Origin of the sequence: Sphingobacterium sp. UBA6645, assembly GCF_002455685.1 — a bacterium.
Lineage (GTDB): Bacteria > Bacteroidota > Bacteroidia > Sphingobacteriales > Sphingobacteriaceae > Sphingobacterium > Sphingobacterium hotanense.
In genome coordinates, this window is the sequence record NZ_DKLH01000073.1 from 49229 (window position 1) to 72505 (window position 23277).

Sequence of the window (23277 nt, forward strand, 5' to 3'; positions counted from 1 at the left end):
ACCAGCTGAACTACCAGACCTTAAATCTTTTTAATTGTTGTTAAAGAACTTTGTCAAAGGTTTCCCTTCATTGAAAAGAGTAACGCACTCTCCTTATTTTTAGCGGTCTGGACGGGACTCGAACCCGCGACCCCATGCGTGACAGGCATGTATTCTAACCAGCTGAACTACCAGACCATTGCCCTTCTTTTGAGAAGGTGTGCAAATATAGTGTTTATTTCTATATTCGCTAATAAAATTTTGAAAATTCTTACTCTACAGCGCCTTCTTTCATCTTTTCTGCATTCTCAGCAAACTGTAATGCATCGATAATATCCTGAATATCACCGTCCATAATGCTCGGAAGATTATACATTGTCAAACCGATACGGTGTTCTGTTACACGACCTTGTGGATAGTTGTAAGTTCTGATTTTTGCAGATCTGTCTCCTGTAGAAACCATCGTCTTACGCTTCGCTGCAACATCACCATGTTTTTTCTGAACCTCAAGTTCGTAAAGCTTATTACGTAACATCTCCATCGCCAACTCACGGTTCGCCAATTGCGAACGCTCTACTTGACAGACAACAACAATACCACTTGGTTTGTGGGTCAATTGCACTTTTGTCTCTACTTTATTAACGTTCTGACCACCAGCACCACCAGAACGCGATGTCTGCATCTCAATATCGCCCGGGTTAATCTCCACATCCACCTCTTCAGCTTCCGGTAGAACCGCTACTGATGCAGCAGAAGTATGAACGCGACCTTGAGTCTCGGTATCCGGAACACGTTGCACGCGGTGAACACCTGATTCATATTTAAGCTGACCATAAACATCATCGCCGATCACCTTAAGAATCACCTCTTTATAACCGCCAGAAGTACCCTCAGTAACATCCATTACCTCGTTTCTCCAGCCTTTAGTCTCGAAATAACGAGTGTACATACGGTAAAGATCGCCCGCAAATAAAGCAGCCTCATCACCACCCGTACCACCACGGATCTCAATAATAGCATTCTTAGCATCCTCAGGATCTTTCGGAATCAACATTAAGCGGATTTCTTCCTCTTTCTCTTCCTTATCTGTCCATAGAATATCTAACTCTTCTTTTGCCATCTCACGTAGCTCCTGATCTTTCTCATTCGCTAAAATATCTTTGTTCGTGTCGATGTTGCTAACTATATTTTTATAAATATGATATTGCTCTACGATTTTTGACAAGTCTTTGTATTCCTTGTTTAGTTTCGCAAAACGCTTCATATCGCTGATGGTATCCGGATTGCTTAATTCAGCCTCAACCTCTTCCCATCTTTCTTTTATCGCTTGTAATTTCTCTAACATATCTGTGTAATTCGTTTCCCATAGTGCCCCTAATGCATTGATTAGGCGAACTAATCGACAAAAATAACTAAATTTTATCTTTTTTTTCTTCTTTTCTAGTGTGAAGAAACTGCTTTAAGTCCAACAATGGATGCAATTAATGTCACGATAAAGAATATGCGCCAAAATTCTGCAGGTTCCTTGAATATAAAAATACCCATTAAAACCGTTCCTACAGCACCAATGCCTGTCCAAACCGCATAAGCTGTGCCCAACGGCAGGGTACTGGTCGCTTTGATCAACAGACCCATACTTATAGAAACAGAAATTAGAAAACCCAAGTACCATAACCATTTTTCCGATCCAACGGCGTCATTTGCTTTACCGATACAAAAGGTAAACATGACCTCAAACAGTCCACCAATGATAAGTAATATCCAATTCATTCTTATGCTATTAATTGTTGTGTGTTATTTCCAGGTTTTCAGCTGAAGCTCTTCTCCGTCCCAAACCGCATAGGTATAGAAATTAATCCACTCACCCAAATTGATGATTCTAGTGCGATCGGATAAGCTGATGTCATAAGGCAGATGGCGGTGGCCAAAGATGAGATAATTGTATTCTTTGCTTTTGAGCAGCTCTTTAGCATAGATAATTAGCCATTCCCGATCCTCGCCTAGAAATTGCTCGTCCTCGTTATTAGCGATACGGCTATGTTTCGACCAGCGCTGAGCAATACCAATCCCGAGATTTGGGTGTAGGCGGGCAAATAGCCATTGGCAGAATGGACTACGGAAAAACTGCTTCAAAAATTTATATTTCTTGTCGCCGGGACCCAGGCCATCCCCATGATGTATATAGAATTTCTTACCATTATAAGTAACTTCCAATTCGTCCGATACAATTTCCGCGCCCAGTTCATTTTTAAAATAATCAAACATCCACATATCGTGGTTGCCCTTAAAAAGCGTAATCTTTACGCCTAAGTCGGCTAGTTCGGCGAGTTTGCCCAGAAAACGGATATAACCTCGAGGCACGACAGTGCGGTATTCAAACCAAAAATCAAAGATATCGCCTACTAGGTAAAGCTCCTTAGCATCCAGCTTAATAGCATCCAGCCAGCGGATGATAGTTTGTTCTCGCGAAATATTCGCTTCTTTGGGATAGGAACCCAAATGAAAATCTGAAGCAAAATATATTTTATCGCGAGCGCTCATGAACGCCAAAACTACCATAATTAATATTTATTATCAAATAATGCTTTTTTGAACAGTCGATTATTTCATTAGTTTTGTTTTGAACTAATGCAAATAATTATGAAGAAAATCTTAGGTTATGGTATCCTTGTTTTCAGTATTACCGCTTGTCAACAGGAAAAAACCATTGATTCAAAAACTGATATTAGCGTGAAACCCTATCCAACAAGCCAAAAAGGAACCCAACAGGACAATTATTTCGGAACACTGGTCGACGACCCTTATCGCTGGTTAGAAGACGATCTCTCTGCAGACACCAAGAACTGGATCAAAGCAGAAAACGAAGTGACTGACGACTATCTGTCGCAGATTCCATATCGCGAACAGATTCGCAAGCGACTCGAAAATCTTTGGAACTATGAAAAGGAGGGAGCACCATTTAAAGAAGGAGAATACATATACTACTATAAGAACAATGGGCTGCAAAACCAACATGTGCTTTATAGAAAGAAAGGGGAGGACGGTACGGAAGAGGTATTCTTAGATCCGAACAAATTCTCAGATGATGGAACAACCTCCTTGGCCGGAGTGGACTTCAGCAAAGACGGATCACTTGTAGCTTATCAGATTTCAGAAGGAGGGTCAGACTGGCGCAAGGTGATCATTCTGAATGCTGAAGATAAAACCGTAGTCGGTGATACCTTAGTCGATGTCAAGTTTACTGGACTTGCATGGAAAGGAAATGAGGGGATCTACTATAGCTCTTATGATAAGCCTAAGGAAGGTTCAGCACTTTCTGCGATGACCGATCAACATAAGTTATATTTCCACAAGTTGAATACTCCTCAAAATACCGACGAACTTGTATTTGGTGGCCCGACTACACCTAGACGTTACGTGGGAGGCTATTTAACAGAGGATGAACGCTTCTTGGTTGTTACAGCGGCGAATACGACTTCTGGAAATGAGCTTTATGTCAAAGACTTAACCAATCCGACTTCTGCATTTGTTACGGTTGTAGATAATATGGAGAAAAACCATACAATCTTAGATAACGACGGTTCCAAATTACTGATCTATACAGAACTCGATGCACCAAATGGTCGCGTCGTACAGACCGAAGTAGCAAATCCAACGCCGTCCACTTGGAAAAATCTGATTCCCGAAACTGAAAACGTATTGAGCGCTTCTCTTGCGGGCGATAAAATATTCGCAACTTATCTAAGGGACGCGATCTCTCAGGTCAAACAATTTGATAAAACTGGTAAATTAGAACGTGAAATTGAACTTCCAGGCATTGGAACGGCTTCTGGCTTCGGCGGAAAGAAAACCGATAAGGAATTATATTATTCTTTCACCAATTATGTAAACCCGGGAACAATCTATAAGTACGATATCGCTTCTGGAAAATCGGAAGTGTACAAAAAACCAGCGATCAAGTTCGACTTAGCAAATTACGAATCTAAGCAAGTGTTTTACACGTCGAAAGATGGTACTAAAGTACCGATGATCATCACCTATAAAAAAGGAATTAAGCTTGACGGAACAAACCTAACCATGCTTTACGCTTATGGTGGATTCAACATCAGCTTGACACCGTCCTTTAGCACCAGTACGCTAATTTTATTAGAACAAGGCGGTGTTTATGCGGTAGCTAACTTACGTGGTGGTGGCGAGTATGGCGAAACATGGCATGTGGCAGGTACTAAACTTAATAAACAGAATGTATTTGACGACTTTATAGCCGCTGCTGAATATTTGATTGCCGAAAAATATACTTCCTCTGATCATCTAGCAATTGCAGGCGGATCCAATGGGGGGCTATTAGTGGGTGCATGTATGACTCAGCGTCCTGATCTCTATAAAGTAGCTTTCCCGGCGGTAGGCGTATTGGATATGCTGCGCTATCATAAATTTACTGCTGGTGCGGGTTGGGCATTTGACTATGGAACGGCGGATGATAACGCAGAAATGTTTAATTACCTATACAAATACTCGCCTTATCACGCATTGAAACCGAATACGGCATACCCCGCAACGATGGTAACTACGGCAGATCATGATGACCGTGTCGTGCCAGCACACTCTTTCAAATTTGCCGCGCGACTGCAAGAATACAATACCGGAAACAATCCTGTCTTAATACGTATCGACACAAAAGCAGGCCATGGAGCAGGTAAATCAACTGAAATGGTAATTGCAGAACAAACGGATAAATGGGCATTCATGTTCCAAAACATGAATCTCAAATACAAGGATATTAAATAGAGATTAATCGAGAACCTCATCATGCTATTTTGAAACACAAACAAGCATGAAAGTTCTTGATGGCTTTTGAATACAGACACTTTCATAAAAAAAAGAGGTGAACATTGCGTTCACCTCTTTTCATAATTGAATATATTAAATTTTCACATTTTAATTTATTAGGAGTTCCTCTTCTGTACCCCAAGTAGGTTCACCCTTTTTCATCTTCTCAAGGGTTAACTGATAATCTGCTTTCGAATCAGCGTCGGCTTTCGCGATCGCTTTTTCTTGCCATTCAATAGCCTCTTTGGTTTTACCAGACTTATGCAATAGATTCGCATAGGTGTCTAATAATGCCGGATCCTCATTGTTCTCGATAGATTTCTTGCTCCAGCTTAATGCAGCTTCTACGCAAGCAGGATCATCGCAGTTCTCAAAAATTGACCATGCAAAACTATTTAGAGTAGAAGGGTCTACTTTACCATTTTCAGCGGCAATGTAGCTTTCTACAGCTTCTTTGAAAGCAGGGTAATTTTTCTTTTTCAAATAATACTGCGTTTTAAAGCCAGAGATGTGATCTATAATGTTGATATCGCTGTATTTTTTCTCTACCTCTGCTAAAACTGATGCTAGATTATCTTCTTCCGAATTCCAAACAACAGGAGCGATCTCTGTATTAACTATGGCGCTCGCTAATATTGTAGCTGCTTTTCCTGCTCCTAAGGCTGCATCAACCTTTTCTTTGTTCTCACGAACAATGCTGAATGCTTTTGATTGTGAGTTTGAAGCACTTTTTAAAAGGAATGCTGCATTTTCTTTCGATAATAACTCATCTGTGCTTGAGTTTGCAATTACTGCGTCCTGTGCTTTCTTTTGAAGATTCTTGTCGTAGGCTTTCTCCGCAGCTGCCGCTGTTGCCTTAGCAATCGCTACATCATTAGGATTGGCTTCGAATTTCTTAACAACAGTCACAAATTGGGTCTCAGGATTTAATCCCTCGCCTGCCTTAACAATAAAGTCGTCAGCTTCGGCGCCACCAACAATACGGTGAACTAATTCCCCATTAGGGTCGAAAATCAAAAATGTAGGATATGCATTGATTGAATAATCTTTCGAAAAACGCTTCGCCTCTTCATACCATGACTTGACGTCTGCATTATCCTCTTTTGTCTGATCCATCTGGATTTTAAGGTTCACAAACTTCTCATTGAAGAATGTCCCTACTTTTTCTTGAGGGAAAACCTCACTCGCCATCCACTTACAAGGACCACACCAAGTCGTGAAAGCATCAACGAAAATATATTTGTTCTCCGCCTTCGCTTTCTCCTTTACCTTAGCCCAAGTCGTATTGTGCTCAAAGTGAATCCCTTTGTCTTGTCCTATCGCCAGAAAAGGAATCGTAAATAATAATAATAGTAGCTTTTTCATAATCAACGTTTATACTAAAAATTTATAGTTAAGGTAAAGATAGTAATAAGAAACAAAAAAAGTCCTTGAGGAATCAAGGACTTTTGTATACTTATTGTTAAATTTAGTTAAATACCAAGCTGTTTTTGCATATTCTTAGTTAAAGCTTTCTTGTGTAATAACAAAGAGATTGTTTTATAACGAACAAATTCTTTTGTAGCATACATATAACCTTTATAGTCATTCGAAATGCCCCAAGAATTCTTAACGATGTAGTATTCCTTGCCTGTTTGATCTTTAACCAATCCTACGATGTGCATTCCGTGATCATCGGTCGTTGTATAATTGTCAAATGCCTCTTGACGTTGTGCAGCCGTGATGGAAGCCTCCGGTTTCGGACCGTTGAATAAGTTGTCAACTTCTTCTTTGCTCATTTGTTCAATTGGTTTCTCAGGAACAAAAGCAACTCCATTTTTCCAGCTAAAGCTTTTCTCAGATACGTCAGTAGCCCATGCCACGGTATATCCGTTCTCTAATGCATTGTCGATGATGTCTGTTAAATCATTGATCTTTACATTATAGAAGCTCTCGAAAGACCAGTTGTCAGGAATCAACAATACAAATGGTTTGTAGTATGCATGCTCATCAAATGAAGAAATACCAACGTAGTCATCCGGGTTGATGCCGATAACCTGATCAGCGAAAGTTCTCGGAGTATAGGTCTTGCCATTGTATTGGAATGATTCAGGAACTTCACCTAAGTAAGAGTCCATAGCTGCTGTGAATGCTTTCAACCAATCCTTACTTGGTTTTTTGCTTTTTGCTACATTCTCTGTAATGCCCTGCAATAATGGACCCATCTCGCCGAAGTTATTACGCGTCTGTCCATCAGGTAAACCTGTATAGGCTTCACGAGGAACAGCACCATATTTTCTGAAGATGGTCAATACATCATGTAATTGACCGCCATCACCCTGTGCTTGCTCGCCATGTAGGCGTACAAAGTTCTTCGCCTTTTCAATATACGTGTTACGGGCAGTAAAAATTTGAGAGATCTCAACAGGTTGTTTGCCCATGCGAATCATCTCCGATTCAAGAAATGAGTTTCCTGAGTAGGACCAACATGTACCCGATGAACCCTGATCTTTAATCGAGGTATTACCAAGGTTAATGACTTCCGTAAATTTGAAACCTTCTTTGCTATTATCACTAGCATTCCCTTTTAAGGCATTGATTAAGTTATCTTGAGCTTGTGTTTGTGTTACGGCAAATAACGCTGCCGCAAATAATATAGATTTGCTCCAATTCATTTGTATGTGATTTTTATTAAAGTTCACGAATATATAAAATAGTAAAGATTGTGCTTAATCAAATGTGTAAAATTATTAGCACAATGTGTGGGTACTTTTATTAGAAAGCAAATCCGAATAGCAGTGCAAAGAAACTTTCATGTTTCCATTGGAACACCAGCAGGCATGAAATTTCTTGATGGCCATTGAAAACAGACACTTTCAGAAAAAAAAAACGCCCTCTGATTAGAGGGCGTTGATATTATGAATTTTCGAATTCTTTTTTCTTAGGGAACATCAGCGAGGCGATGACGCTCAATGCTAAAATTCCGATAATGACGATCAAGGAATGGGTAGTGGTGAATCCCCAATCTTTTAACCAACCATGAAGCAACATCTTCAAACCAATGAAAATAAGCAGGAAGGCTAAGCCCACTTTTAAGTAGTGGAACTTGTGAATAATATTGATCAATAAGAAGAACATGGAACGTAGTCCAAGAATCGCAAAAATATTCGAGAAGAATACGATGTATGGATCCTTAGTCACTGAGAAAATTGCTGGGATAGAATCCACCGCAAAGATTAAATCAGTAAACTCGATAACCAATAAAACCAAGAACAATGGGGTCATATATTTTACACCGTTCTCCACGTGGAAGAAGTTTCCTTGATCTAACTTATGCGTTACTTTGAAATGCTTCGAAGCAAATTTCACCACCGGGTGGTTTTCAGGATCGACTTCCTCTTCCTTGTTTCTATTGATATACATGTTGAAACCAGTGTACACTAAGAATGCCCCGAAGACATACAATATCCAGCCAAACTTAGTAATCAATGCCGCACCTACGAAGATGAAAATACAACGCATGATAATAGCACCTAGGATACCCCATACTAACACTTTATGGTAATACTTCTCCGGAATTCCGAAAGAGCTGAACAACAACACCATGACGAAGATATTATCAACGGATAACGCATATTCAACGACGTAACCTGTCAGGTACTCTAATGTCAAGTTCTTATTGTAAAGCTGCAAACTCGCAGCTAGGTCATTTTCATTGATCTTAATGTTATGAAAGTGCTTCGCGACTATTTCCTTTAGTCGGACCATATCATGAACATTATGGAGTTCATTACCCCATTTATAAAGCAATAACCCAAAAAGCAAAGCAAATGCTACCCAAATAGCACTCATAATGGCTGCCACTTTTAAGGATACTGGTTTGTCGCTCTTGGAAAACAGTCCTAAATCTATTGCTAACATCAGAATTATAAAAATTATAAATCCGATCATAAATAATGCTTCGTGGCTCATCTTATTTTTTTCTTTCTGTGGTAAATCTTACTAATTGTTCCAATCCTGTTTTATATTCGCCCCCATTAGGGATTGTCGCTAGTATGTCGAACGCTTCCTGCTGATATTGCAGCATACGCTCAGTCGCGTATTCCAGTCCTCCATTTGTTTTTACAAATTCAATGACTTCCGCAACTTTTTCGGAATCCTCATTGTGGTTCTTCACCAAGTTGATGATCTTTCTTCTTTCTGATTTCGCAACGGTATTCAGCGCATAAATCAAAGGAAGCGTCATCTTCTTCTCTTTAATATCGTTGCCAACGGGTTTGCCTACATCATCAAGACCAAAATCGAATAAATCATCCTTAATCTGAAACGCGATACCTACCTTCTCGCCAAACAAACGCAATTTCTCAACGGTGTCCTCATCTGCCCCTGCCGAAGATGCGCCACAGGCACAACAAGAAGCAATTAAAGAAGCTGTTTTCTTGCGGATAATCTCATAATAAATAGACTCCTCAATGTCTAAATGCCTCGCTTTCTCTATTTGCAACAATTCACCTTCGCTCATATGCTCAACCGCTTCCGACACGATACGCAAAAGCTCAAACTCCTTATGCTTGACCGAGAGCAGCAGACCCTTTGATAACAAAAAGTCGCCAACTAAAACAGCAACTTTGTTTTTCCATAAAGCGTTGATTGAAAAGAAACCCCGGCGTTCATTCGAATTATCCACAACATCATCATGAACTAACGATGCCGTATGCAACAACTCTACTAATGAAGCCCCATGATAGGTAGATTCGGTTATCCCTCCGCAAACACCTGCTGAAAAGAAAACAAACATCGGACGCATCTGTTTCCCTTTTTGTTTAATTAGGTAGCCCGTAATACGGTCTAGTAATGGTGCCGAACTTTGCATCGACGCTTTGAATGTTTTTTCAAAGCGTTTCAGGTGTTCTTTTATAGGAAGTTGTATTTCGTCTAATGTTAACATGAAAATGGTTTAATACCATCAGTAATCACTGAAATTGACCATAAAAATAATAAAATTATGGTTGAGAAGCTAACGTATTTTCAAGCTCTTTGTACCATTCTTCGCCATATTCTCGAATCAAAGGATCTTTCAAGAATTTATACACCGGAATTTTAAGTTCCTGACCAAAAGTACAGGCATCTTTGCAGATATACCAACGGTCATAATGAAGTACATCAAATTCAGGGTAATGGGTGGCACGGATAGGGTAAAGGTGGCAGGAAATAGGTTTCTTCCAACTGACCTCGCCCATTTCATAAGCCTTCTCAATGGCACATTTGGTGATGCCATTCTCCCAAGTCACATAAGCACACTCCTTATTGCCGTCAACGCAAGTGGTCGTTAGGTCACCATCAGCGTCAATTACATGCGTGCCTTGTTCCTCGATTGCTTGTATTCCTTTTTCAGTGAGGTACGGCTTAACAATAGGGTAGATGTCTGCTAATATCTTAGTCTCCGCCTCCGTCAATGGTGCGCCAGCATCGCCTTCAATACAACAAACCCCTTTACATTTGCTTAGGTTGCAAACAAAATCATTGTTCACGATATCCTCGTGAACAAGCACATTACCTACTTCTATCATTTCTACTTTGAATAACTTACTCGTTTTCCCAACGGATATTTTAAGCCATCAGCGCTAACCAATTCCATAGTCACAGAGCCAATAAGGATATCGACCTGTGCTTTCACAGGAATCCGGTTGCCATCGTTGGTGACCCAAAGATACAAACGACTATTCTTTTTAAAAATTCTTCCCGGACTTATTTCCGGACTTAGCTTGATACATTCCAATTCGCCCAGCACAGATTTTACCTTCTCGATCCCTACATACTCAACACCCAACTGCGCAACTTCATCGTTCAAGAAATACGTAATCTTGAACTTATCACCCTTGCTTAAGCTCGAAAAATCAAGATTGCGCGAGAAATAATAGGCAGAAACTAAGTCAAACGTCTGCGAAGTAGGGCTGCTAAATGTTCCCTTCTTCCCGCTGACCTTCCGGGTCTTATGATCGAAAGTAGCATACTCTACCCGACGATAATTGTTCTCCCGAATATTCTCCGTGTAGAGAATAGGTAAGTAGTTATCTTTATTGATATAAGAATCATATTGATTCTTCACGGTATAAAACGCCGAGAAAGCACCAGAGGTCTGGCCGAAAGCATGTAAGTGTATAGGATCTTCCATACCAAAACTATGCTTTGATTTCTGTACAGACAGTGTCCCTGTCGCTGCAGACATAATGCCGTATTTTAATTTATATTTCAGTACCTCGCCAGCTTGAAAAGTAGGGGTTGATAAATGAGGTAAAGTTTGCGCAATGGTCGCGGTTCCTAAACTAATAAACAGGGCTAGTAGCGTAAAAATTCTTTTCATACAAATATGACGACGTAAAATATCAATAGTTTAAGATTTCCGCTTGAACACCGGCACAGTCGAGCAAGGCTCACCGTACATAATGCTCTTCGCGCGCGTGCTTAACGCAGCAGTAAAGGTTACAAAGGCACTCTCTGGAATTGCAATATCGCCGCAACCTTTAACGACAATGCGTTGATCCTGATATTGCTCGAAATCAATACCCGACAAAGACTTCTCAAACAAAGCCCCGCGAACCGTCTCCTCATCTCCAAAGTGCACAGAAACCGCATGCTCCATCATCTTCGTGGTCAGTAACATATATGCCCAAGTCGGCACAATAGCATCTGTGGAGCAGATAATGCCCACATGCTGTCCAGCATATTGCGACCAGTCATGTCCTTTGATAAATTCTCTAAAATCCTTCTCCTTCAAAATCAATCCATGGAAAAGGTTATCCTTGATGTCATAGATAACAATAGGCTCCTTTGGCGCGTAATTCGCCAAATCAACTGTAATCAAACCACTCTGTGCTACCTTATTGATAATGTTCTCTTGAATATCCATTTCTTAAAAATAAAAAAAGCTGGATAACATATTGCTATCCAGCTACAAATTTAACTATTCTATGTTAATAGAATTTAATACGATTGTCAACAATCTTAGCATTGTCTTGTAAAGCTTTGAAAATTACGCTCCATGAACGTTGCGCTTTCGCCGCTGTAATTTGCTTTTGTTGAGCCGCTAATTCTTCCGTTGCAATAGCTTTTGGATTTACGAAACCATTCACCTGAACAGCATAAACTCCTTGTTTACCCTCGATAGCTTTCGATGGCTTGTTAGGTTGCAATCCGAAAACTGTACCTACCACAGCGTTTTCTACTGCTACGCCAGGAATAACCGGATTCGCTAATACGATATTTTCTACAGTTAATGCATTCTTGCCTAATTTCTGTGCAACCTGATCAATAGAGCTAGCTCCATTTAATGCATTGTTTACTTTTTCTTTCAGCATTCTAGCTTTAACTAAGTTTTTCACAACTGGCTCAATTAAAGTCTTAACAGACTCTAATGACTGTTGCCCTTTGGACTGTACCCCAGTAACGCGAGCTACGATAAAGTCAGTTTCCGTCTCATAGATTTTATCTGATACATCACCAACTTTCGCTTCGTATGCCCAACGTACTAATTCACGTGGAACTTCCACAGCACCTAACATATTGTCCATCGCTAAAGTACGCTCATTAGTTTGTGGAGCTACATTCTGTTGCTTCGCGATATCTGCAAAGTTATCTTTGTTGATAGCTGTAAAGAATGTATTCGCTTTTGCATAAGCAGCATCCGTTGTCTCTTTACCTGCAACAATAGCCTTATCAACGATCGCTAACTTAGCAATCTTAGAATTTCCTACTTGTTTCTCAATTTTCAATACGTGAACTCCGTAGTTTGAATTGACAACAACGACATCGCCGGCTTTACCACTGAACGCAGCTTCCTCAAATTCAGGAATCATACGTCCACGAGTGAATGTGCCTAGCTCACCACCATTGTTTTTGCTTCCCGGATCAACACTGAATTCAACCGCTAATGCAGCCATATTGCCACCATTTACAATTAAATTTTTAATCGAGTCTGCTTTCTTTAATGCCTTGTCAACACCACCTTCAGTAGCTGGGTTCAATAAGATATGGCTCGCAGTAACGGAATCAGGACTGAATTTTGTGTCAATTACTTTCGCAATTTCGTAAACTCCCTGACTCAAGAATGGACCCACCGTAGTACCGGCAGCAGCATTGAATACGGTAGAATCTAATGCAGGGCTTACTTGGCCTTTGCTATAATATTTTACCGGGTATTTGTTGTCAGAATTTAAAGAAACAAATGATGAATCGCTTGTCGATGCTTGTAATTCAGTTTTTAGTTTCTGAACACTTGCTAATACAGTTGCTGAATCTGCTGCATTTGGACTAGCATTGAACAATACATACTCAATCGATCTTGTCTCTTCCGCGTTTTTGAACGCATTTTTATTTTTATCGTAATATTCTTTATAATCTGCATCTGTCAATTTGATCTCCGCATCGTTTACTGAAGCGTAATCTAACATCACATATTTAAAGTTTGCTAATTTATTACGAGAGTTGTAGTCGTATTCCGCTTCTAAAGAAGTCGTGTAGATACTGTTGTTTACAAGATTAGAATATTTCTCATTCAAACGCTCGTTTTTAATCGACTCAAGCAATGCATTCCATTGTTGGCTAACCTCAGGGTTAGTCTTCGCTTGCTCGATTACAGAGTTGATATAAGCTGCATCAACTTTTCCAGTCTCAGGATTTGCAAATTGTTGCAAAATTTGTTGAGATGGGTTGTTTCCAAAAATTAAGCTATTTAATTCCGCCTTGCCGACTTCAATACCAATTTTTTCAATCTCTTGTTTCAACAACTCCTGTGAAATAAATTGATTCCACACTTGTTGAACAGCAAACCCACGCATTTGCGGAGTTACGCTTCCGCCCATTTGTTGTTGATACATCGCATTAGCTTGGTCAACCTGTAGGTTAAACGCATTATAATCAACACCTTCACCATTAACACTACCTACTTCAGTTTGACTGCTACGCCAAAATGGAGTACCCATGTTGATGATATCCCCTAGTAAGAACGCAACGATTGCTAAACCGATCACGAAAATGACTAAGCCCGCTCGGTTTCGCAAATAGCTCATTAATCCCATAACTGTATTCTAAATTTTATTAAATGCTTAATTTTTTGATTAATCCTGTTTTTCTAAAACAAGGCGCAAGATACAATTTTTATGAAAAAAATTGTAATAATTTATTAAACCGCTCGTTCTAATTTTTCTGTACCCAATTGCTTCAAAACCTGCTAGTTCCCAAACCCTGGAAACTGTTGGTTCGAGTTCATGTAATAAAGACCGGTGGAGCCCTGAAACTCTACGTTGTTGAAATTCGCATCCGAAGTAAATGAGGTGCCCTGCATATGACCGCGCCCATCCGTAAATTCGATGCTGATCGGAAGCGTATTGTAGTATTTCGCATTCTTCTCATCATAGAAAAGCTCCTCCGTCTTGACTATAGAGCCATTTTCCATCGTTAAAACCACGTTGTTGCGAAATTCAATCAAACCGCTTTCCGCATACTGCTTCGCATAATTTGAGGTAATGCGTTGGTTTTCTTTCGCAAACTCGTCGAAGAAAATAATCTTAACCCCTTTTTTGAATTCATAATCCCCTTGGTTCCGGCCGGTAGTATCATGATAAACACGCATCTCCGGTGCCGTAAGCTCAGCCTTCACACGAGCAGAATCGCTATAGATAACAGTTACATGTTTCGAGATATCCACCGCTTCCTCTTTCTTCATATTGGCCATGCGGTCGATATCTTTCATGTCATTTTCGCACGCAAATGACAAGATTGCCCCTAGCAATACAATTGTTAGGGGCAAAATCCGTAATTTCTTTATGTTAATGCAAGATGTATGCATAATGTTAATCGTAACTTCTTCTTAGGAACCAAGCATCGTTGATCGTGAATCCTAAGTTAATATTGATATATCGTTCGCGAATAAGGTTATGTTGCAGGGTACCATGCTGACCAAACTCGGCAGAAATATTCACACTCGAAAAGGTACGCCCGAAGTTAGTTTCCGATAATGGTAAACCAAGTCCAACAGTAACTGCCATATCTGTTAAGCGATTATTGTCGATCGAGATATGACTCTTGTTATAACGGAATCCTAAGCGATAATCGATGACGTTCCAGTATTTTAAAGATGTCGCATCAGGTTTGAACTGACCACCAACAGCAACTCCAATGTTCTTTCCTAATTTTTGCTCACCATCACGGGTTTGGAAATCAGACCAGTCGGCATACTTAAAGTCGGCACCAACCATCCAGTTCACCCCTTTAGAGAGCGTGAAACCAACGTTATGTTTCATCGGTAAGTTGATTTTTCTATCCGTAATCACATTGCTTGCCGATGTATCAATAGCAACTTGATCACCATAGTCAGAGCTTTGATCTGTCTGTGTCAAGGTCACCATTCGAGTCGTTCTATTGTTGATCTGATTATTCAATGAACCCGAATAACCAATCGTGAAATTCATCTTATTGCCTAAAGCTTTGAAATATTGAGCACCATAGTCGATCGAAGCACCGCGGATACGACGCGTATCTGTTTGGACCGTATTATAATAGTCCGCCCCATATGGGAACTCGATCATTGCCTTATCGTATAAATTTCCAAAAAGGAAACCTACATTCGCACCAATACTTAAGCCTTTGATTGGAGAAACACCATAACCAAAATAAGCTTTGTTTACTCCGCCCTCACCGACAAGGCTCGATTTGTAATTTACATTCTCGAACTGACGAATGGCCGATGAATTATAACCAACATCTGAGAATGGCATTAAACCGAAGGATATACCGCCAACTTTGGCCAGAGGGATACCGATTGTAATGTGGCTAAATGCAAAGTCAGCCGTATTATCTTTGGCGCCATTTTTTTCTAATTGCGTCATATTTCCATAAAGGCCAGCGTCCAAGATGGTACGTGTGAATGCTGAATAACTCGCTGGATTGGCAATGTTTAAGCTTGGAAGACCTCCAACGTAACGTACACCGGTAGAAAGACCACCCATAGCGCGCGTTTGTGGTAATAGGTCCTCACGCATCTGACCAAGACCAAATTGTGAATATGGTGAATGGGACGTGGATGACTGTGCTGAACTTTGCAAACTACACAACAGGAATGAACTTACGCCCAATATGCTCAGTAGTCGCGAATATGAAAAAAGTGGCTTAAAATGTTTCAACATATTTATTTGATTCATCGATTTGAAGAACACATTTCCGATCTTTTAATGGACCAAAACGATGAGGTTAATTCTTCTGTAATGGCTGTATTCTCTTGAATTTTCGCTACAAAACTATCTATTTTTTAAATATGACGTCAATTTTAGTTGTTAAAAAAGGTTAAACAACTAAACGTCAGTGTCTTAGAAAAACTGAAAATAAAGAATCGTTAATAAGATTACAGCATACAGTGATTCATAGAACCATCTCGTCTTCGCATGTGTAAAAAAGTATGCTAGATAGATGGATAATGGTGGAACACAAAGCAAAAAATGATTCACTGAGCGTTCCTGGTTTAAATAAAACGACCCAAATATTAAAAGGATCATGAAAAACAACAATTGGAAACTTTTACGTACCTGAACAACACTTTTGAAAAAGTTGTCCTTCAGAATAAACAAGAAGCCAATTAATGATAAAACGATGGGGATGAGTACGAAATAATCATAAACATCCATCCCTAAGCGTGTCGGAAATGGATAGGTGAAAGGGATAAAGATCTGAAAGAACTCATCCATGCGCTCCAACCAATAATATGCGACCGCTAGAAGAAAATATACGAGTATGACGCCCATTAGCGGAGTAATCCACTCACGCCAAGAAAATGGACGGAAAATAACCAAACTGATCCAAATCAGAAGGAGCATCACGATAAACGGAAAGTAAATGATACTACCGAGGGCAACGAGCAGACCGAGGTCAAACATGATACCCTTAACATCGCCTTGCTTATAGATGTTGAAAAGCTTATACAACATCCAGATCGTAATGAAGTTACAGATTAAGGTTGGTGAAAGTACCAAAAAAGGGATGAAGAGACTCACCAAGGTCATGAACATCAAGGCGGTCAAGAAGTTTGGCTTACCCAACAAGTTAAAGTGGTTGACCACTCTATTGAGATTAAACGCCTGCAATATGGTCAGAATCAAGGTGATAATCACGTTGATTTGCGGCGAGAGATTCTGTCCGACTTCCACGCCGATCAAATTGGCAATTGCTGGCTCAAATAAAACCGGCGTTAATCGATCCGGCAAATGCAGATAAACCCCTAAACATAGCACAGTACCAACGAGGGATACTAAAAATATATTTAGACCCGATAGCGTCCTATGTTGGTTGATCAGCATTGACAGTGCGCCTACTTATCTTTTTCTAACTTGCTGACCTTACGGTCTAATATAAATAAGTACACAGCAACAGCTGCGAAAATCACTAACATCACCAACACAACCACATAGATTTTCCCTTCCGAGCGAAGCGTGTCGGCCATTTCTACTTTATTTTGAGCAAAAATGGAAGAAATACCCGCAAAAAGGGCCATCACAAATAGGATAAACTTTTTCATGTATTAAAACGAATTCTTTTTGTCTTCAATAATGCGTACTCTGTAGCGTAGGGTGGTAATCCATACACCTATCAGAATCCAACCAACTACAGCGGTATAGAAAACCGGACGCATATAGCTATCCATATCTAAATCGCCAAAGGTGGAATTACCGCCACTTCCTGGGTGTAAGGAGTCGGTAAGCTTCGGTAAAATATAAATCAATACAAACATAATTGGAAATGCAAAAATGTTGTAGATCGCAGAAATCTTAGCACGCTTTTGTTCTTCTTCTAGGGCATTGCGCAATACCAAATAGGCAAGGTACATCAATGTCGCAATAGCAGAACCGTTCAGTTTCGGATCATTCGGCCAAGGTGCTCCCCATGTAATGTTCGCCCATAACATACCCGTTAATAAACCGCAGGTACAGAACAGAATCCCCGTATTTACCGCTTCGACAGCAAGGAAATCGTATTCACGCTTGCCACTGTTCAAATACTTAATACTATAGATTACGGATATCAGATACAAGGAAATCATCGTAAACCACATCGGTACGTGGAAATAGACATTTCGGATAGTCTCATTAAGGATAGGGAGAACAGGGACAGGACCCAAGAGTCCGCCAATAATAGCGGTTGCTATCATAAAAACGGCCAGGATTTTCCACCAACTTTGTCTCATAGCTATATAAAAATCAATCTCGCCAAAGGTAAGGAAATAACAGCAAAGAAACGGCAATAGTCACTATATTAATTGCTAGCAGAACCCCTATATCCTTCCAGCTGGCGTCGAACGTCCCCCCGATAACACCCTGTTGGGAAAGGTTGATCAAGACGATCAATAAGGGGATAATCACCGGGAAACTCAAGATCGCCATAATCGTACTGTTATTGCCCGCTTTTGCGCTGATACCGGCAACCATCGTGAAAACTGTAGCAAAACTGATGCTACCTAAGAAGATGCTCAACATATAAATGCCCCAATGTCCAACCTCATTCGAAAAAATAAGATTGTAAACGATAAAAGCAATGCTGGATAGTAAGACCATCACGAGGGTATTGTAGATGATCTTCGCAAGTATGATAGCCTTGGGGCTGACGATACTATAATAGTATAATTGTCGAGGGCCGGTTTCCTGAAGAAAACTGCGGCTCATGGCATTGATGGCCGCAAAAAGTAGAATAATCCAGAACAGGGTGTTCCAAATAGGAGAATCCACGGATTTAAATGATTGATAACATACAAAAACCGTGGATACTACATAAAGTAAGATGCTATTGATTGCGTATTTTGAACGCCATTCTAATAAGACATCTTTATATATTAAGGTCTTGACTTGTGTAAACAGATTCATTGTGTACAAAGATACAAATCAATCTGTTGAGGCAAGACTGTGCGCCGATTTAATTAAGCGTTTCTAATATCTGATTTTGCCTTATCAGCAACATCTTCCGCTTTATTCGCTAATCCGTGCGCCGCATCTGATGCTTTGCTCGCCCACTCATTAGCCTTCGACGATGCTTTGTCTAAAGCGCTCTTTCCTGCGTCTTTAGCACGTTCTTTCAACCCTTCTAAATCTTCTTTTGCTGATTTCGCAAACTTCTGAGCACGCTTAGCTTCTTTCTTCGACAGATCTTTGATCGATTTCGTTAAACTCTTAATTCCGTCGTTTGCACGATCTAATTGTTTTTTGCCGTCTTCTGTTCCTAGTAAATAGTAAGCTGCAGTACCAACTGCTAATCCTAATAGGGCAAATGCCACTAGTCCGTTTCTATTTTTTTCCATGATTATATCAATTAATATCCTATTTAATAAATAAATGTATCGATTATAGACATAACAAGCAAAAAGCCAAAATGTTTAGCCTTTTTGGAAATTAACAAAAATTAACTTTCTACCGATTGCAAGGATTGCAGGTTGTATAAATGATGATAAAGACCACAGCCTCTACCCATTAACTCGACGTGTGTTCCCGAGTCGGAGATGATGCCGTCTTCTACAACGATAATCATATCCGCATCGCGAATGGTCGAAAGTCTATGTGCTATAATAACCGAGGTACGGTTTTTCATTAGTTCTTCTAATGCAAGTTGTACAAGTCGCTCAGATTCAGAGTCTAACGATGATGTAGCCTCGTCTAATATCAAGATAGCAGGGTCTTTTAACAAGGCTCTGGCGATGGCGATTCGTTGCCTTTGACCGCCCGAAAGTTTAACGCCGCGTTCTCCGACAACAGTATCATAACCCTCCGGAAAGTCCATGATAAACTGATGCGCGTTGGCGCGCTGTGCTGCAGCAATGATATCATCGCCGTCCGCATGTAGATTACCATAGCTAATATTCTCGCGAATCGTTCCGCCAAATAAAAGTACATCTTGTGGGACTATAGCTACTTGATTACGGACATCCGTCAATGCTAACTTGTTCGATGGAATACCGTCGTAATAAATTGTCCCGCCTTTCGGTTGATAGAATTGTAAGATTAAAGAGGCAATGGTCGATTTTCCGGTACCACTAGGTCCAACAATCGCCAACTTCTTGCCCGATTTCACGTGGAATGATATATCTTTTAATATCTCAATATCCGGACGAGTAGGGTATGCGAAACTTACTTGATCGAAAACAATGTCGCCCGTAATCACCTGTTTGATATCTTTATCGCTCTCGTCTACCTGTATGTCCTCTTGCTTTTCGTTTAGGATTTCTAGTACACGTTCGCTAGCTCCCAATGATCGCTGTATGCTCGCATATAGTTCAGGAAATGACCCCATAGAACCGGCAACAAACATGGAATAAAGAATATAGGTCGTTAGATCACCAACGGATATCTCTTGAGAAGAAACTAAGGAAGCCCCATACCAGATAACCAGGATGACGGCGCCGAAAATACAGAAGATGATGAACGAGGCAAAGAGACCACGGAATGTGGCGCCGCGAATCGCTAATCCAACAGCTTTGTTCAGTTTGTGCCCATAGCGCTGTGATTCAAAATATTCGTTGACAAAAGCTTTAACATTGGATATGCCCAGAAGCGTTTCTTGCACGATGGCATTTGAATCCGCTAGCTCATCCTGCGATTCTTTCGACAGCTTACGGATAAATCGTCCGAAGATCAGCGCAGCCACAATAATGATAGGCAATATGCTGAGGTTCATTAATGCGAGTTTCGGAGATACTAAAACCAAAAGCACCACACCAAAACCTAAACTGATTGTTTGACGAAGGATTTCCGCCAAGGTAGTGGTCATCGTGTCTTGTATCTGTGAAAGATCAGACGACAGACGACTGTTTAATTCCCCAACACGTCGGTTGGCAAAGAAGTCAATCGGAAGTGTTATTAGTTTATGGTAGGTATCCTTCCGGATATTGGCTAATGCTTTTTCTGCGATCTCAACGAATAAACGGATACGGAAGAAGGACATAAGGGATTGAAAAGCAAGGATTCCCATCGCAACGGACCCAATGTACATCACACTTGCCGGCAACCAAGGATAGGTTTGTCTGCCCTGAGCCGCATCAATCATGGCTCCCAACAAAGCCGGGAAAGTAAGCATGGTCAAACTCGAGAGAATCAAAAATACCATACCTATCAAAAACTTCCATTTGAAAGGCTTTATATAAGAAAAAATCTTGATCGCTTTTTTGAGAATTTCTTTACTTAGCTTCGGCTTGGGTAAATCCTCCGAACGCGAGTCTCCACTATTCAATCTCGGTCTGGCCATGAATATTTAAAAATTACTATAGTGGCAAAAGTACTTATATAAATAGGTCTTCTTATCACTATTCCGTCAATTTTTCGCCTTTTCCCTTTTTATACTGTGAAAATAATAAAATACTTAGGACGACAACCGCCAGAATGGCGAAATATAGTAGGGTAGTATTGCTTGTATCACTTTTTTGCTCACTATTCAATTCTTCCCGAAGCTTCTCATTCTCATCTTGAAGTTTCGTGATTGTCTTCATATAGGCCGAAACTTGATTGTCATATTGGGAAGCCAATTGCTGATAACGCTCTGCCTGCGCATCTTTTAAATCCAGCAACTTTCGCGTCTCGATAAAGATATTATTGTCGTTCAATACCAAAGCACGAAGGATATCAATAGATTTCTGCATATCGCCCTTCGTTTTGAACAAGCCAAAAACGCCTGTTTTTTTCTCCAGAGAGGCGGAATATTCGCCAAACTTCGCTGTACGCTCATCCAACAGCTTGTTGACCCGTTGTCGCTGGGACTCGTAGGACAGGGAGTCTGCTTTTTGAAGCGTTGAGTCTTGTGCGGCAAAACTAAATGAACAGGTAAATAGGTAGGCTAGAACGTAAATAAATATGTGTGTTAATTTCATGAAGCTTAGTTTAATGAGTTAAAACGCCGATTAGAGCCTTTTGGTATAAAGTAAGCTATTTTCCTATCCATATCAAAGAAGATAGACCTTCTTTTTCTCTTTGTTTAAATATATTTCAATCATAGCTTTTTCAAACCCAAATCAAAGCCCTTTCCGAGCGGTTATGATTGGGCTGAGCATTGGTTTTGTATTGGGTTTGAAAGGGTTTTGTGTAAAAGAAATGTCTTCTCGCGTATCAGGTAGATCTATGTATACTCTCTATTTTCGGTAATTGTTGGTGTTAACTGTAGTGTATTCTTTTTTTGTTTCGTTGTTTCTTTAACAAATCAATTAATTAATCTTGTGGTTATGAGAAATCTAAAGACCTTAGGGCTTTTTATGCTCAGTACTCTGCTCTGCTTGAGTTGCGATAAAATCAAAACGGAGGGCGAGTATCTCCGAAAAATTCCAATCTATAGTACGTTAGGCCAGCAACGCAAAATGAATATTGAAATTCAAGAACCTATTGAACTTGATAGGACAGGTAAGATTTATAGCGATAAAGACTTCCTTTTCATCATGGAATGGCAAAAAGGTATTCATATCTACAATAATGCGAATCCTAGTAAGCCTGTAGCTATTGGTTTATTGCCTGTATTGGGGAATATGGATATTGCGGTGAAAGATGACGTGCTCTATGCAGATAATTATTTTGACTTGTTGTCCTTTGATATTAAGGATCCGAGCAAGCCGAAACTGATCGATCGTCAGCGTGATCGTTTCTCACTTTCTTCTTTTGCAGTTGGCATTGTTTCCAGTAATGTGAATTCAGACGAAGTGAAGATAATCGTTGATTACAAAGATAGCCTAGTGACGGAAGAATATATAAGGACCTACTATCCAGAACAGAAAGAAGTAATGCTTCATTATTCATCTTCGGAAAGTGGTTCGGGTACGGGCGGTTCTATGGCTAGATTTACCATTGCTAAGGACCATTTGTATTTATTGGACGTGAAGAACCTGCATCTGATGGATATTAGCAATGCATCCAAACCACGATACCTCAAGGACATTGAACTATTTCCCGGCGTGGAAACACTCTTCCCTTATAAAGACAAACTGTTCGTGGGGTCGACCACAGGGATGGTTATTTTTGATATCAGCAATCCGTCACAACCCGAAAAATTATCGACGTACGGCCATGTGCGCGCCTGCGACCCGGTCGTGGTGGACGATAATTATGCTTATGTCACACTGCGGACAGGATCTACATGTGTAGGATCTAGTAATCAATTGGAAGTTATCGATATCAAAGACCCGAAGAAGCCGCAGTTTGTAAGCGTGCATCGCATGACCAATCCGCATGGTTTGGCGTTAGTCGGGAAATACCTTTATATCTGCGATGGTTGGGACGGATTAAAGAGTTTTGAGGCTGGTGATGTGATGAAGATTGGTGAAAGACAGCTCGAGCATCTGAAGCTTGGCCAAGCCTATGACATTATCCCAGGGCCGAAATCCTTGATCGTTGTCCATAGTGATGGTGTCGAACAATTTGACTACAGCGATCCGAAGAAATTAAAGCAATTAAGCAGCATTAACAGATCAAATCTCAACTAATT

22 protein-coding genes and 1 tRNA gene are annotated in these 23277 nt (G+C 40.3%); 2 read left to right on the forward strand and 21 right to left on the reverse strand.

From position 1 onward, the window contains the following. Positions 1–103: 103 nt before the first annotated feature. From B2400_RS13290 to B2400_RS13305, 4 genes are all read right to left on the reverse strand, one after another. Positions 104–177: transfer RNA gene (locus B2400_RS13290), tRNA-Asp, on the reverse strand. 73 nt (positions 178–250) lie between these two features. Further along, positions 251–1324: a peptide chain release factor 1 gene (prfA, locus tag B2400_RS13295; RefSeq protein ID WP_149527248.1), complete on the reverse strand. Its 1074-nt coding sequence runs from the start codon at positions 1322–1324 to the stop codon at positions 251–253. 95 nt (positions 1325–1419) lie between these two features. Beyond that, positions 1420–1749 (reverse strand): DMT family transporter, encoded by a 330-nt coding sequence (locus tag B2400_RS13300; RefSeq protein ID WP_293934134.1) that lies wholly within the window; start codon positions 1747–1749, stop codon positions 1420–1422. A 24-nt stretch (positions 1750–1773) separates the two neighbouring features. Continuing rightward, positions 1774–2538 carry a UDP-2,3-diacylglucosamine diphosphatase gene (locus B2400_RS13305; RefSeq protein WP_293934136.1) on the reverse strand — a complete coding sequence of 255 codons (765 nt, stop codon included), beginning with the start codon at positions 2536–2538 and terminating at the stop codon, positions 1774–1776. An 81-nt stretch (positions 2539–2619) separates the two neighbouring features. Between B2400_RS13305 and B2400_RS13310 the strand changes: the two genes are divergently transcribed. After that, positions 2620–4767 carry a prolyl oligopeptidase family serine peptidase gene (locus B2400_RS13310; RefSeq protein WP_293934138.1) on the forward strand — a complete coding sequence of 716 codons (2148 nt, stop codon included), beginning with the start codon at positions 2620–2622 and terminating at the stop codon, positions 4765–4767. A 150-nt stretch (positions 4768–4917) separates the two neighbouring features. On the opposite strand, the gene B2400_RS13315 is transcribed toward B2400_RS13310, so the two are convergent. From B2400_RS13315 to B2400_RS13395, 17 genes are all read right to left on the reverse strand, one after another. Continuing rightward, a complete protein-coding gene (locus B2400_RS13315) occupies positions 4918–6174 on the reverse strand; it encodes a thioredoxin family protein (RefSeq protein ID WP_293934140.1) in 1257 nt (418 codons plus the stop codon). Between the two features lie 107 nt (positions 6175–6281). Next, positions 6282–7463, reverse strand: coding sequence for an aminopeptidase C (locus B2400_RS13320; protein WP_293934142.1), 1182 nt, complete (start codon positions 7461–7463; stop codon positions 6282–6284). Positions 7464–7704: 241 nt separating this feature from the next. After that, positions 7705–8760, reverse strand: coding sequence for a TerC/Alx family metal homeostasis membrane protein (locus tag B2400_RS13325; protein WP_293934144.1), 1056 nt, complete (start codon positions 8758–8760; stop codon positions 7705–7707). A gap of 1 nt (position 8761) precedes the next feature. Next, complete coding sequence (locus B2400_RS13330) at positions 8762–9736, reverse strand: polyprenyl synthetase family protein (RefSeq protein ID WP_293934146.1); 975 nt, start codon at positions 9734–9736, stop codon at positions 8762–8764. A 55-nt stretch (positions 9737–9791) separates the two neighbouring features. Further along, on the reverse strand, positions 9792–10358 hold the full coding sequence (locus B2400_RS13335; protein WP_260043242.1) for a DUF3109 family protein: 567 nt from the start codon (positions 10356–10358) through the stop codon (positions 9792–9794). A 2-nt stretch (positions 10359–10360) separates the two neighbouring features. After that, the gene (locus B2400_RS13340; protein ID WP_260043240.1) at positions 10361–11152 is read right to left on the reverse strand and encodes a DUF3108 domain-containing protein; all 792 of its coding nucleotides are present in this window, start codon (positions 11150–11152) and stop codon (positions 10361–10363) included. Positions 11153–11182: 30 nt separating this feature from the next. Then, the gene (locus tag B2400_RS13345; RefSeq protein WP_293934151.1) at positions 11183–11698 is read right to left on the reverse strand and encodes a DUF2480 family protein; all 516 of its coding nucleotides are present in this window, start codon (positions 11696–11698) and stop codon (positions 11183–11185) included. 64 nt (positions 11699–11762) lie between these two features. Then, positions 11763–13856 (reverse strand): peptidylprolyl isomerase, encoded by a 2094-nt coding sequence (locus B2400_RS13350; protein ID WP_349681686.1) that lies wholly within the window; start codon positions 13854–13856, stop codon positions 11763–11765. A 161-nt stretch (positions 13857–14017) separates the two neighbouring features. Then, positions 14018–14635 carry an LPS export ABC transporter periplasmic protein LptC gene (lptC, locus tag B2400_RS13355; RefSeq protein WP_260043234.1) on the reverse strand — a complete coding sequence of 206 codons (618 nt, stop codon included), beginning with the start codon at positions 14633–14635 and terminating at the stop codon, positions 14018–14020. Positions 14636–14639: 4 nt separating this feature from the next. Then, entirely contained in the window at positions 14640–15986 is a 1347-nt protein-coding gene (locus B2400_RS13360; protein ID WP_293934157.1) for a hypothetical protein, read from the reverse strand. Positions 15987–16151: 165 nt separating this feature from the next. Further along, the gene (locus B2400_RS13365) at positions 16152–17135 is read right to left on the reverse strand and encodes a DUF6427 family protein (protein WP_149527235.1); all 984 of its coding nucleotides are present in this window, start codon (positions 17133–17135) and stop codon (positions 16152–16154) included. Positions 17136–17146: 11 nt separating this feature from the next. Beyond that, entirely contained in the window at positions 17147–17353 is a 207-nt protein-coding gene (locus tag B2400_RS13370) for a CcmD family protein (protein ID WP_149527234.1), read from the reverse strand. 3 nt (positions 17354–17356) lie between these two features. After that, positions 17357–18019, reverse strand: coding sequence for a cytochrome c biogenesis protein CcsA (ccsA, locus tag B2400_RS13375; RefSeq protein WP_293934162.1), 663 nt, complete (start codon positions 18017–18019; stop codon positions 17357–17359). 13 nt (positions 18020–18032) lie between these two features. Beyond that, positions 18033–18692 carry a heme exporter protein CcmB gene (locus tag B2400_RS13380; protein WP_149527232.1) on the reverse strand — a complete coding sequence of 220 codons (660 nt, stop codon included), beginning with the start codon at positions 18690–18692 and terminating at the stop codon, positions 18033–18035. Positions 18693–18745: 53 nt separating this feature from the next. Further along, a complete protein-coding gene (locus B2400_RS13385; protein WP_149527231.1) occupies positions 18746–19123 on the reverse strand; it encodes a YtxH domain-containing protein in 378 nt (125 codons plus the stop codon). 101 nt (positions 19124–19224) lie between these two features. After that, positions 19225–21060, reverse strand: coding sequence for an ABC transporter ATP-binding protein (locus B2400_RS13390; protein WP_260043188.1), 1836 nt, complete (start codon positions 21058–21060; stop codon positions 19225–19227). 58 nt (positions 21061–21118) lie between these two features. Next, complete coding sequence (locus B2400_RS13395; protein ID WP_149527229.1) at positions 21119–21679, reverse strand: hypothetical protein; 561 nt, start codon at positions 21677–21679, stop codon at positions 21119–21121. 348 nt (positions 21680–22027) lie between these two features. On the opposite strand from B2400_RS13395, the gene B2400_RS13400 reads away from it, so the two are divergent. Next, a complete protein-coding gene (locus B2400_RS13400) occupies positions 22028–23275 on the forward strand; it encodes an LVIVD repeat-containing protein (RefSeq protein WP_293934172.1) in 1248 nt (415 codons plus the stop codon). Positions 23276–23277 lie beyond the last annotated feature (2 nt).